The sequence below is a fragment of the Arthrobacter sp. BI5 genome (assembly GCF_056680065.1).
The window spans coordinates 2,843,610-2,856,197 of record NZ_CM155264.1 but is presented as its reverse complement, the minus strand read 5'-3'; the positions used below and the strand labels follow the sequence as shown (position 1 = coordinate 2,856,197).

At 70.2% G+C, this 12,588-nt stretch carries 8 protein-coding genes; 3 read left to right on the top strand and 5 right to left on the bottom strand.

Annotated features, from left to right (window positions below):
- Positions 1–83: 83 nt before the first annotated feature.
- The 4 genes from AC1MED_RS13070 to AC1MED_RS13055 form a co-directional block, all read right to left on the bottom strand.
- Complete coding sequence (locus AC1MED_RS13070; RefSeq protein WP_479783710.1) at positions 84–926, bottom strand: MetQ/NlpA family ABC transporter substrate-binding protein; 843 nt, start codon at positions 924–926, stop codon at positions 84–86.
- Between the two features lie 103 nt (positions 927–1,029).
- Positions 1,030–1,701 (bottom strand): methionine ABC transporter permease, encoded by a 672-nt coding sequence (locus AC1MED_RS13065; protein WP_479783708.1) that lies wholly within the window; start codon positions 1,699–1,701, stop codon positions 1,030–1,032.
- On the bottom strand, positions 1,701–2,726 hold the full coding sequence (locus tag AC1MED_RS13060) for a methionine ABC transporter ATP-binding protein (protein WP_479783707.1): 1,026 nt from the start codon (positions 2,724–2,726) through the stop codon (positions 1,701–1,703). Before AC1MED_RS13060 ends, AC1MED_RS13065 begins: the two co-directional genes overlap by 1 nt.
- 298 nt (positions 2,727–3,024) lie before the next feature.
- The gene (locus tag AC1MED_RS13055; RefSeq protein ID WP_346959564.1) at positions 3,025–3,735 is read right to left on the bottom strand and encodes a 3'-5' exonuclease; all 711 of its coding nucleotides are present in this window, start codon (positions 3,733–3,735) and stop codon (positions 3,025–3,027) included.
- Between the two features lie 95 nt (positions 3,736–3,830).
- Between AC1MED_RS13055 and AC1MED_RS13050 the strand changes: the two genes are divergently transcribed.
- From AC1MED_RS13050 to AC1MED_RS13040, 3 genes are all read left to right on the top strand, one after another.
- Positions 3,831–4,247 carry an MGMT family protein gene (locus AC1MED_RS13050; RefSeq protein WP_479783705.1) on the top strand — a complete coding sequence of 139 codons (417 nt, stop codon included), beginning with the start codon at positions 3,831–3,833 and terminating at the stop codon, positions 4,245–4,247.
- 47 nt (positions 4,248–4,294) lie between these two features.
- On the top strand, positions 4,295–7,549 hold the full coding sequence (locus AC1MED_RS13045; protein ID WP_479786677.1) for an ATP-dependent helicase: 3,255 nt from the start codon (positions 4,295–4,297) through the stop codon (positions 7,547–7,549).
- 104 nt (positions 7,550–7,653) lie between these two features.
- Positions 7,654–11,163: an ATP-dependent helicase gene (locus AC1MED_RS13040; RefSeq protein ID WP_479786675.1), complete on the top strand. Its 3,510-nt coding sequence runs from the start codon at positions 7,654–7,656 to the stop codon at positions 11,161–11,163.
- Here the strand turns inward: AC1MED_RS13040 and AC1MED_RS13035 are convergent.
- Positions 11,160–12,503, bottom strand: a complete 1,344-nt coding sequence (locus AC1MED_RS13035) for a macrolide 2'-phosphotransferase (RefSeq protein WP_479783703.1) — start codon at positions 12,501–12,503, stop codon at positions 11,160–11,162. The two genes, AC1MED_RS13040 and AC1MED_RS13035, sit on opposite strands and share 4 nt — an antisense overlap.
- Positions 12,504–12,588 lie beyond the last annotated feature (85 nt).

Below are 12,588 nucleotides of genomic sequence, written 5' to 3'. Positions count from 1 at the left end.
CTGCGGGCGTCGCCGTCTTCGCCCTTAAACACTTTCGGCACCCGCCGTGGCGGGTGCCGAAAGTCTTTTAATGCTGTCCGGGCCTAGAAAGCCGGGGTGACGTCGCCATTGGGCCATTCCTTCTCGATGAAGGCCTTGACCTCGGGGGAGTGCAGCAGCTCGTCGAGCTTCTTGATCCGCACGTCATCCTTGGAATCTTCACGCCAGGCCAGGAAGTTGGCGTACGGGTTGTTGTCCACCGACTCCACCGCCAGGGCGTTCTTGGTGCTCAGGCCCGCCTTGAGGATGAAGTTACCGTTGATCAGGGCCAGGTCCACGGACGGGTCCTTGAGGTCATTGATCAGCAGTTCCGGCTGGTTCTCGGAGAACTTCAGCTTTTTGGGGTTCTGCTCGTCGCTGAGCGTCAACACCGAGGTGTCGTCCTTGATGTCCTTGACCAGGCCGGCGACCTGGAGGACCTTGAGGGCGCGGACCTGGTTGGACGGGTCGTTGGTGATGGCAACCTTGGCGCCGTCCTGGATGTCCTTGATGTCCTTGACCTTCTCGGAGAACGCGGCGTACGGCTCGATGTGCACGCCTTCGCCGTGGCCGAACTTGTAACCCTTGGTCTTGACCTGGTCCTCGAACCAGGGCAGGTGCTGGTAATAGTTGGCGTCCAGCGAACCGTCGCTCAGCGCGGTGTTCGGCGTCTGGTAATCCTCGATCTCCTTGATGTCCAGCTTGAGGCCGGCCTTGGGGGCGAGTTCCTGGTTGACGAATTCAAGGATCTTGGCGTGCGGAACCGGGCTGGCGCCGACCTTGAGGGTGGCGGGCTTGGCCGGATCCAGGGTCGTGACCCGGGCGCTGGGGGTGGACGAACCACCGCAAGCCGTCAGCGCCAGGGCAGTGACGATGCCGGTGGCCAGGAGGGAGAGTGACTTACGCATCGGATGCGTTCCTTTCGAAAGAGGCGGAAACGACGGCGGCGCCGTGGTCCGCGCAGATGCAGGGGCGGCTACCCGCTGCAAGGCTGGGGTGGTGGTCCGTCGCTCAGCGGTGGTCGAGGCTGCGGGAAATCCGCTCGCCCACAAGCTGGATGACCTGGACGAGGACGACGATCAGGACGATGGTGACGATCATGACCGTGACGTCGAAGCGCTGGAAGCCGTAGTTGTAGGCCAGCTTTCCGAGGCCGCCGCCGCCGACGAGGCCGGCCATCGCGGAGTAGCCCACGAGGGTCACCACGGTGGTGGTGGCGGCCGCGACGAGGGCTGGCAGGGATTCGCGCAGCATCACCTTGCTGATGATCTGCATGTTGGTCGAGCCCATCACCTGGGCTGCGTCGATCTTGCCGTGGTGCACGTCGCGCAGGCTGGACTCCACCAGCCGCGCGAAGAAGGGGATCGTGCCGATGGACAGCGAGACGGAAGCGGCGATCGGGCCCAGGCTCGTGCCGGTCAGGGCGCGGGCCAGCGGAATGAGCGCCACCATCAGGATGGCGAACGGGATGGACCGGGTGATGTTGACGATCACGTCGCTGAGGATCCGGTTGATGACCGGCATCGGGCGCAGTCCGCCGGGAGCCGTGACGTGCAGGAAAACGCCCAGCGGCAGGCCGATCAGCACGGTGAAGAAAGCCGAGATGCCGACCATCTGCAGGGTCTCGACGATGGCTTCGGGGAGGGCCCTGGCCAACACGGGGTTGCTGAAAATGTCGTTCATTAGTTGGCTCCTTCTTCGGCCGGAGCAGCCTGGGCGGCCACGCGCTTGGCGCTGATGCCCCGCTCGTGCAAGTAGTGCAGGACGGCGTCGAAGTCGGCGTTTTCAGCGAGCTGGACCCGCAGGTGCCCGAATTGCTGGCCGCCGAGGGTCTCGACGCTGCCCGCGAGGACGTTGAGGTCCATGTCGAAGTGCCGGGCGACGCCGGTGAGCACGGGTTCCTTGGCGCTCTCGCCGGAGAAGAGGATCTCCAGGACCGGGCCGCGCTGCAGCGCGCCGTGCAGGGGTTCCGACGGCGGCAGCGGCAGCAGGGCGCGGGCCAGCTTGCTGTCCAGTTCGCCGGCCACGTCCTGCAGGGCGCCGTGTTCGATGATGCGGCCCCGGGACAGCAGGGACACCGAGTCGCAGACGCGCTTCACGACGTTCATTTCGTGGGTGATGATCAGCACGGTCAGCTGCAGCCGCCGGGTCAGGTCCTGGATCAGGTCCAGGATTTCCTCGGTGGTGGCAGGGTCCAGGGCCGACGTCGGCTCATCGCAGAGCAGCACCTCGGGGTCCGAGGCGAGGGCCCGGGCGATCCCGACACGCTGGCGCTGGCCGCCGGAGAGCTGGGACGGGTACGCATTCTCGAAGCCTTCCAGGCCCACGAGCTTCAGGAGCTCGGCCACCCGGGTCCGGATTTTGTCCTTGGGGGTCTTGACGAGTTCCAGCGGGTGCGCGACGTTGCCCGCCGCGGTCCGGGAGTCCATCAGGTTCGCGTGCTGGAACACCATTCCGATGCGGCGCCGGGCGGCGCGGATCTCCGAGTCCCGCACGGAACTGAGCTCGGTGCCGTCGATGCTGACGGAGCCGGACGTCGGGCGGTCCAGCAGGGTCAGGCAGCGCACCAGCGTCGACTTGCCAGCGCCGGAGTGACCGATGATCCCGTGGATCGAGCCTTTCGGCACGGACAGTGTGACGCCGTCGAGCGCCACCACCTCCTTTTTGCCCTGCCGGTAGACCTTGCGAAGGTCGGTAACTGTGATCATTTATCCCTTGGCGGTTGGGGTCCGGGCACGACATAACACACGCCCTGTTCTGAACTAAATTATGTCAGCGGCGCCAAAGGGCATCCAGTTGCGCATTTAGTTCGTCATAAAGCGCGGACAGGTGCAGATAATTCCGCTCAGGTGGTCACGGGGCGCGAGAGGAGGTTGGCAGCTGTCCCGGGGCCAAATCGCGGAAGCGTGCCGGCAGCCGCCGTCGGGGGGACCGCTGCTGTGATCTCTGTCCCAGCAACTCACGGGCATCTTGCCGGGGGCGCGCCGCCGCCGCTCCGCGGTCCGCCTAGAAGTCGCCCCGGCTGGCGTCTTCCGGCGGCAGTACCGGCCAGTCGCCCTCGATCACGGCAGCGGGCTTGGTCTTGCGCAGGTAGCTCTGGAAATCCGCGGCCTGGGCGGAGGCCCATTCGACCTGTAACTGGTGCAGGTGGCTGGCGGGCATCCGGAGCTTGGGGAACTTCCCGGCCATGGCGTCGAGCATCCGCAACGTGGCCAGCGCATCGGCCGCGGAGGTGTGCGCATTGTCCAGGCTGACGCCGTACTCCTCGCAAAGCGCGGTCAGGGTGCGTTTGCCCTTGCGGTACCGGTCCACCTGCTTGTTCATGATGTAGGGGTCCAGCACGGGGAAGCGGACCAGCTGGGGCACGCCGTAGCGGGCGGACTCCGCGGCGAGCACGGTGAAGTCGTAGCTGGCGTTGAAGGCAATCACCGGGACACCGGCGTCGAATAGGTCCTGCAGGACGGCCGCCAGCTCCCTGGTCACCTCTGCGGCAGGCCGGCCGTCACGGCGGGCCTGCTCGGTGGTGACGCCGTGGACGTCGCTGGCTTCGGTGGGGATCTCGACTCCGGGATCGGCCAGCCATTCGTGTTCCTTGATGACGGAGCCGTCGGCGTCCACCACGGTCACGGAAGCCGTCACGATCCTCGCGGCGCGGGAGTTCCGGCCGGTGGTTTCAAGGTCGAAGGCTGCGCGGGGGAGGGTGTGCCAGGTGCTCATACAGCAACGCTACCTGCTGCCGCCGACAGTTTTTCGCACTGCCGTGCCGTGCCCCGCGACGCCCGGCCGCCGCCGGGGAACGGTAACCTTGGACCATGCGGACGGAGTATGTGGTGGCGGTGCTGGAGCTCGCGGCGATGGTCCCGGCCGGCGCCGCCGTGGCCTACGGTGACGTGGCCGAACTCCTCGGCGCCGGCGGGCCCCGCCAGGTCGGCTCGGTGATGAGCCATCACGGCAGTTCCGTTCCCTGGTGGCGGATCCTGAAGGCGAACGGGGACGCCCCGCCCGGCCACGAACGTGAAGCCCTCGCCCGGTATCTCGCCGAAGGGACGCCGCTGCTGGGCAGCTACCTCGAGTACCAGGGCACCGGCGAGGGCAGGTGGCGGGTGGACCTGATGGCGGCACGCTGGGCGCCGTCCGAGCCTGATTTCGAGCGGATCGACGCCATCGCGGAGCGCCTCGAGCGGGAGCTTCATGAATTGTCGGTCCCCGATGATGAAATGTCTGTGTGAGTAGCCCCAGCCGGACCGCCCCGAACCATACCGCCCCCAGCAAGACCGTGCCGAGCAAGACCGGCCTGCGCCTGCTACCGCCCCGGACCCGGCACAGCGCCGTCCCGGTGCTGTCCCCGGACCAGCGGGACGCCGTCGACGTCGCCCACGGCTCCGGACCGGTGCTGGTCCCCGGTGCGCCGGGCACCGGCAAATCCACGGTCCTGGTGGAGGCGGCCGTCCGCCGGGCGCAGCGCGACGGCCTGGATCCGGAGCGGATGCTGATTCTGGCTCCCGGCCGGCTGGCCGCCGATGCGCTGCGCGACCGCTTCACCGCGCGCCTGGACCGCAGCCTGAGTACGACGCCGGCCCGCACCTGGGCGTCCTATGCCTTCGATCTGATCCGACGCGCCAAGGCGGAAGGCATCCTGCCGCTGCCGCGCGCGCCGAAACTCCTTTCCGGGCCCGAACAGGACCTGATCATCAAGGAACTGCTGGAAGGCCACGCCCAGCCCGGACTGGAGCTGCCCTGGCCGGAGGACCTGGGCGCCGCCCTGCAGACCCGCGGCTTCCGGCAGGAAGTCCGCCAGCTCTTTGACCGGATCATCGAATCCGGGCGCACCGCGGAGGACCTGGCGGCCCTGGCCCGGCGCTGCGGCCGGCCGGACTGGACCGCTGCGGCCGCCCTGTACGCCGAGTACCGCGACGTCCTGGACCTGCGGATGCCCGAATCCTTCGACCCGGCCGGCATCATCACCGCGGCGCGCCAGATTTTCCAGGACGCCCCGGAGTTCCTCGCCGCGGAGCGGGACCGGCTCCAGCTGATCCTGGTGGATGACATCCAGGAGGCCAACCCGGCCGTCTTCGAGCTGCTGGCGGACATCGCCGCCGGCAAGGACGCCCTCGTCACCTCCTCGCCGGACACTGTGGTGCAGGGATTCCGCGGGGCGCGGCCGGACCTGGTGGCCGAGCTGCCCCGGCTGCTCGCCCCGGCCGGCGGCACTGTGCTGGAACGGCCGCTGTGGACGGCGCACCGGCACACGCCGGCCGTCGCGGAGGCCTGGCAGGCCGTCGCGGAGCGGATCTCGCTGCGCTCCGGCGGGACGTCGGCGCGCAGGCTTGAACAGCCCGGCCCGCACCCGTCCGGGCCGGGCGACGGCGTCGTTGAGGCGCACCTGCTGCCGTCCCCTGTGCACGAGCTGCGCTACGTGGCGCAACGGATCCTTGAGGCCCAGCTGAAGGACGGCCGGGATCTGGGTGACATCGCCGTGATCGTGCGCAACGGCGGCCAGCTCAGCCAGCTGCAACGTCACCTGGCCGGCCAGGGCATTCCGGTCCGGATTCCGGTGGCCGAATCCGCGGTCCGGGACGAGGTGGCCGTGCGGCCGCTGCTGGACGCCTACGCCGTCGCCCTCGACCCTGCCGCGCTCACCGCCGAAGCTGCCGTCGCGCTGCTCACCTCAAGGATCGGCGGAGCCACGTCGATCGAGCTCCGCCGGCTCCGCCAGTCGCTGCGGCGCGAGGAACTGGCGGGCGGCGGCGGCCGCACCAGCGACGCGCTGCTCGTGGAGGCGCTCCTGGAGCCGGGTGCCCTGGCGACGCTCGGCATCGAAGGGCACTCGGCCCGCCGCGTCGCCCGGATGATCCGGGCCGGCCGGGAAGCCGCCGAAGCGCCGGGCGGCAACGCTGAAACCGTGCTGTGGGCGCTGTGGCACGCCACCGGACTGGCCGGCCGCTGGACCGAGGCCGCGCTGGCCGGCGGTGCGGCAGGAGCGCGTGCGGACCGGGACCTGGACGCCATGATGGCCTTGTTCCACACTGCCGAGCGGTACGTGGACCAGCTCCCGGGTTCCGGCCCGGAACAATTCCTCGAATACCTGCTCAGCCAGGAGTTGCCGATGGACACGCTGGCAGCCCGGGCGCAGCTTGAGGATGCGGTGGAACTGATGACCCCGGCCAGCGCCGCGGGACGCGAATGGCCGGTCGTGATCGTGCCCGGGCTCCAGGAAGGGGTGTGGCCCAACACCCGGCTCCGCGGCGAACTGCTCGGCAGCACCCTCTTCGCCGACGCCGTCGAACACGGCGTCGAGTACGCACTGCAGCTCGATCCGCTGAGCCGGCTCCGCGAGATCCGCTATGACGAGCTGCGCAGCTTCTCCACCGCCGTTTCGCGCGCCCGGGAGGTGCTGATCTGCTCGGCTGTCTCCTCGGAGGACGAGCAGCCCTCGTCGTTCCTGGATTACGTCTCGCCCCTGCAACCGGACCAGGACCGGCGCGGCTTCACCGCCGTGGAGCGGCCGCTGACCCTGCGCGCCCTCGTCGCGGAACTGCGCCAGTACGCCCAACTCGACGGCGGCAGCGCCGAAGCGGCCGAGGCCACCGCCGTCCTCGGCACCCTCGCCGCCGCCCAGCCGCCGGTACCCGGCGCCCACCCGGACAGCTGGTGGGGGCTCGCGCCGCTGTCCTCCACGGACCCCGTGGTGCCGCCGGGCAGCACCGTCTTCGTTTCTCCCTCCAAGGTCGAGACCGTCCAGAAATCGCCGCTCGACTGGTTCGTCCAGGCCGCCGGCGGAGAGGCGGCCACGGATTTCGCCCGCAGCCTCGGAACCCTGGTCCATGCGATTGCGCAGGACCTCCCGGACGCCTCGGGCGGCGAGTACGTGGCAGAGCTGGTGAAACGCTGGCCCGCGCTGGGGATGAAGGACAACTGGGAAGGAAAGCTCGACTTCCAGCGGGCCGAAACCATGGTCCGCAAGCTCGCCCAGTACGTGCTGGTCATGCGGAGCGAGGGCAGGAGCCTGCTCGGCGTCGAACAGGACTTCGAGGTGAAGCTTCCCGACGTGGCTTCCGGGGCCGCCCCCGGTGCTGAGGAGTCCTGGCCCGCGCGGCCCGCCGTGCTCCGCGGCCAGGTGGACCGGCTGGAGATCGACAGCGAGGGCCGCTTAGTGATCGTTGACCTCAAAACCGGCAAACGCCAGCCCGGCAAGGCCGAACTGGAACGCCATCCCCAGCTGGGTGCCTACCAGGCCGCGGTGCTCGCCGGCGGCTTCGCGGGCACCGACGACGGCCCGGCCCCGCGGCCCGGCGGCGCGGTGCTCGCCCAGCTCGGCACCGGCACCAAGAGCCCCGGCGTGCAGAGCCAGCCGCCGCTGGACCCGGACGCGAACTGGGCGCTGGAGATGGTCAGCGATGCCGCCAAGGTCATGTCCGGAAGTACCTTCGAAGCCCGCCACGACCCCGCCAAGGGCGGGCACGGCGGCCACGGCTGCAGGCTCCCCGAAGTCTGCCCGCTGTGCGCCCGTGGAAAGCAGGTCACCGAATGAGCAGCCAGGCAACGACGGCGGCCGCGCCGCAAACCGCCGGGCACTCCGGCGCGCTGCCGGAACCACTGCCCGAGCCACGGTTCAGCCCGGCGGAACTGTCCGCGATGCTGGGGGAGAAGAACAGCCCCACGGCCGAACAGTCAGCGATCATTTCTTCCCCGCTGGCGCCCCGGCTTGTCATTGCCGGGGCCGGTTCAGGCAAGACCGCCACCATGGCGGACCGGGTGGTATGGCTCGTCGCGAACGGCTGGGTCAGGCCGGAGGAAGTCCTTGGCGTGACGTTCACGCGCAAGGCCGCCGGCGAGCTCGCCACCCGGATCCGGGCCAAGCTCTCCGCCTTGGCGCGGATCGCCGCGGCCGATCCGGAACACAAGGTGTTCCCGGCCGGGCTGCTGAGCACCGACGCGCTGGAGCCCAAGGTCTCCACCTACCACTCCTACGCGAGCGGCATTGTTTCCGACTACGGGCTCCGGCTCGGCGTCGAACGGGACGTGGTGCTCCTCGGCGGTGCCCAGTCCTTCCAGCTCGCCAGCGAGGTGGTGGAAGCCTTCGACGGCGACTACCAGCACTTCCGCTCCGCCAAGTCCACGCTCGTCAAGGCTGTCATCCAGCTGGCCGGGGAATGCGCGGAGCACCTGCAGGACCCCGCACAGGTCCGCGGCTGGCTGCTGGACCGGGTGGCCGAATTCGAAGCCCTCCCGTATGTCGCCACAGCCAAGAAGAACCCGAGCCAGGCCGCGGGAGACCTCAGCGCCCTGCTCCGGACCCGCGCCAGCGTCGCGGACATGGTAGGCCGCTACGCGGAGGCCAAACGCGCCCGGGGCGCCCTGGACTTCGGTGACCTTGTGGCCCTCGCGGCCCGGGTGGCCAACGAGATCCCGGTGGCCGCGCAGACCGAACGCCAGCGTTACAAGGTGGTGCTGCTGGATGAATTCCAGGACACCTCCCACGCCCAGCTGGTCCTCTTCTCCCGGCTGTTCGGAGACGGGCATGCTGTTACCGCAGTGGGGGATCCCAACCAGTCCATCTACGGCTTCCGCGGCGCCTCCGCGGGCCAGCTCTTCCACTTCGTCCGCGAATTCCCGGTCCGGGTGGACGCCGGGGATTCCGGCGATTCCGGCGATTCCGGCGATTCCGGTGAGACCGGGGGCGCCGTCGGCGCCCCGCCAAAGTTTGCCGTGGCGCCGACGTCGTACCTGACCACCGCGTGGCGCAACGGACGGAACATTCTCGAAGCAGCCAACGTGATCTCCGCCCCGCTCAGCAAGGCGGCGGCCCATGCCGGCGCCGCCGGCGCCCGGGACACCGCCGACACCGTGGAGGTCCCCCCGCTGCAGCCCAGCCCCGCCGCGGTCCAGGGCCGCGTGGTGCTGGGCCGCTTCGGCACCGACGAGGACGAGGCGGCGGCCATCGCCGCCGACGTGCTGAAGTTCCGGCGGACCGACTTCGACGCCGGCGCGGCGGAGGACCCCGAGCCGCCGGCGATGGCCGTCCTGTGCCGCCGCCGCGCTCAGATGGAGTGCATCCGCCGCGAATTCGAGCTGCGCGGCATTCCCTACGAAATCGTGGGCCTCGGCGGGCTGCTGGACACCCCCGAAATCGTCGACCTCGTGGCGACGCTGCGGGTGCTGGCGGATCCGGGCCGCTCGGACTCGCTGATGCGGCTGCTGGCCGGCGCGCGCTGGCGGATTGGCCCCGCGGACCTGATGGCCTTCCGCGACTGGTCGAGCTTCCTGGCGCGGCGCCGCGGCCGCCCCGGCGATACTGACGCCATCGGTGACGGCGACGCCGGCACGGACACCGCCGAGACGGTCATCGAAGGGGACCTTACCGACGCGGCGAGCCTGGTCGAGGCCCTGGATTGGCTGCCTCGTCCCGACTGGACGTCCGCCCACGGCCGCCGGCTGAGCCCGGAGGGGCTGGAGCGGCTGCAGCGGCTCTCCGCCGAGCTGAGGCAACTGCGCAGCTTCATGGGGGACGATCTCAGCACGCTGCTGGGCGAGGTGGAGCGTGCCATGCTCCTGGACATCGAAGTTGCGGCCCGGCCGGGCATCAGCATCCACCAGGCCCGCCGCAACCTGGATGCGTTCCAGGACGCCGCCGCCGGGTTCCTGCACACCTCGCAGCGGGTCGACGTGCTCGCGTTCCTGGCCTGGCTGGAAGCGGCCGCTGCCGAGGAGAACGGCCTCGACGCCGCCGCGCCGGAAGTCAACCACGAAGCGGTCCAGCTGCTGACCGTCCACGCCTCCAAGGGGCTGGAATGGGACGTGGTGTTCGTCCCCGGCCTGAACGCGGGGGCCTTCCCGTCCAGCCGGGATTCGCGCTGGAGCAGCGGGTCCGCTGCGCTGCCGTGGCCGCTGCGCGGGGACCGCGCCGACCTGCCGCAGTGGGACCTGGACCAGCCGGACCAGAAAGGCTGGCTGGACGCGGAGAAGGACTTTAAGTCCGCGGTCCAGGTCCACGGTGAGGCCGAGGAGCGGCGGCTGGCCTATGTGGCCTACACCCGCGCCAAGCACGTGCTCTGGGTTTCCAGCGCGGCCTGGGTGGGCTCCCGGGCGGGCCTGGCCGAAATGTCGCCGTTCCTGGCCGAACTCGAAGTGCTGAGTGGGGCCGGGGCAGCCGAGATCCATCCGCTCTCCGTCGCCGAGGACGCCCTGCCGGAGGAAAGCCCGCTGACCTCCGAGCTGGAGCTGGCGCTGTGGCCCTACGATCCCCTGGAGGGGCCCGTGCATCCGCGCACCGGGGCCCGCTTGCGGCTTGTGCCCGGCCGCCGGGCCGGCATGGAGGCCGCTGCGGCGCACGTCCTTGAGCAGCTGGAACGGCCCGACGGCCGCCCGCTCCCGGCACCGGGCGGTGGTGGCGCGGCACCCGCAGCTTCGATCCCCGCAGGGCCCCCCTCTGCCGGGCCGCGCCGGCTGCGCGGGCCGGCGGCCGGCTGGGCGGAGGAAGCTGCCACCCTGCTGGACCGGCGCTCCCGGCGGTCCGCCCTCCAGGAGGTCCACCTGCCGGGCCACATTTCCGCGTCCACCCTGGTGGACCTGGATGAGGACCCGATCTCAGTGGTGGCCCGGCTGCGGCGGCCCGTTCCGCGCGAACCGGGGATGTCCGCCCGCAAGGGCACGGCCTTCCATGCCTGGGTCGAAGAGTACTTCGGCACCTCCGGGATGCTGGACCTCGGCGAGGCAGCCGGCTCGGACGACCACATCGACGAGGCTTACGGCCTGGACACCATGGTGGAGACGTTCCGCCAGTCCGAGTGGGCAAACCGGGCGCCGGCGCACGTCGAGGTTCCGGTGGAGACACGGATCGGCGACGTGGTGGTCCGCGGCCGCATCGATGCGGTCTTCCGCGACGCCGACGGCGGCTGGGACCTCGTGGACTGGAAAACCGGACGCCGTCCCTCGGCGGGCCAGCTCAAGACCAAGGCCGTGCAGCTCGCCGTCTACCGGCTGGCGTGGTCGCGGCTCAAGGGAGTCCCGCTGGAGGACGTCCGGGCAGCGTTCTACTACGTGGCCGACGACCAGGTGGTGCGCCCGCACGACATGGGTTCGGCGGAACGGCTGGAGGAGATTGTCGCCGCGGCCCTGGGAGGAAGGCCGGTCAGCCGACCCTAGGACCGCTCTGCCGGAACCACTGTCAGTGTCGTCGTGGAGGTGTCCTCCGCCGCGGACGGCTTCGGCGGGGCTGCGACGTCGTCTGCATTGTGGTCCGGGGCTGCGCCGTGGTCAGCGCTGCCGCCCGGAGTTGCGCTCGGGTCCGCATCGTCGTCGGCGCCGGCGCCGCCGTCTGCGGGGTCCTTCGCCGCAGGCTCGCTGCCGGCATCGTCCCGCGCGGCGTCGACCTGCGCGGGGCCGCTGCCGGCGTCGTCCTGGTCGGCGCGGGGATCCTCGTTGCGGGGGATCGGCGTGACATGGACAGCCGCCGACATCCCGGCGGCGGGCTGCGGATCCTGCCCCTGTGCGGAGCCGGGGGCGGCCGGTCCGATCGGCAGCACTGTCACGGACGGCTGCGGCAGCGGCTCCACGCTGATCGGCTGGCCGCCATGCTCCGCAACATCGTCTGCCAGCACCGCCAGCATCGATTCCGCCTCGCCGATCATCTCCGCGTCGTCCGCCGCGAGCCCCTTGACCAGGTACTGCGCCAGGGCGAATTCCGCGGACAGCGCGGCGCGGCGCAGCAGGTGGGCGTCGGGGGCGTCCCGGCGGCTGGTGGAGTAGTGCGCCAGGACAGCGTCCACAAAGTCCTGGTCGTTGGAGGCCACCAGCCAGGCCATGTCGTCCGCCGGATCCCCGATGCGCAGGTCCGTCCAGCCGGTCACGGCGGTGACCCGGTCGCCGTCGACCAGGATGTTGTCCTCGTGGAGGTCGCCGTGCACCACGCTTGGGTTGAAGCGCCACAGCGATACGTCCTCCAGCGCGTGTTCCCAACGGCGCAGCAGCAGCGGCGGGATTTTGCCCGTGGTCGCGGCCTGGTCCAGTTCATTGAGCCGCCGCTGGCGGAACTCGTTCGGCGTGTAACTCGGCAGGTCGGCGTTGCTGACCAGGGAATGCGGAAGATCGTGGATGGCGGCGAGGGCGGCGCCCAGTTCGCGGGCCAGCGCGGGGGTGCCGGCGCTGAGTTCCTCCACCGACTGCGTGGCGCCGGAGAGGTGCGAGTAGACGAAGGTGCTCAGCGCACCCTGCCGGACGGTGCCGGCAACGGTGGGCATCAGGAAGGGGAGCTCGGCACGGATGCCGGGGGTGAACGCCCGGAGCACCAGGAATTCGGTTTCGAGGCGCGCGCTTGCCTCGGCGTGCCGGGGCGAACGCACCCGCCAGCGTTTGCCTTCGGAGTCAAGGAGAAGGGCGGAATCGAAGTCTGCCGGATCGTCCGGCGCGGAACTCACGGCGGTCGGGGTCAGGCCGGGGACTGCCGCGGTTGCTACAGCTGCCAGTTCGATTGGTTTTCTTCTCACGCTTCCACGGTAGATTGAGCGGCGCCCAAGACGGCGATGCAGCACGGCGAGTCTGAAAGATCGGCCCGAAATCACGCGAACGGTG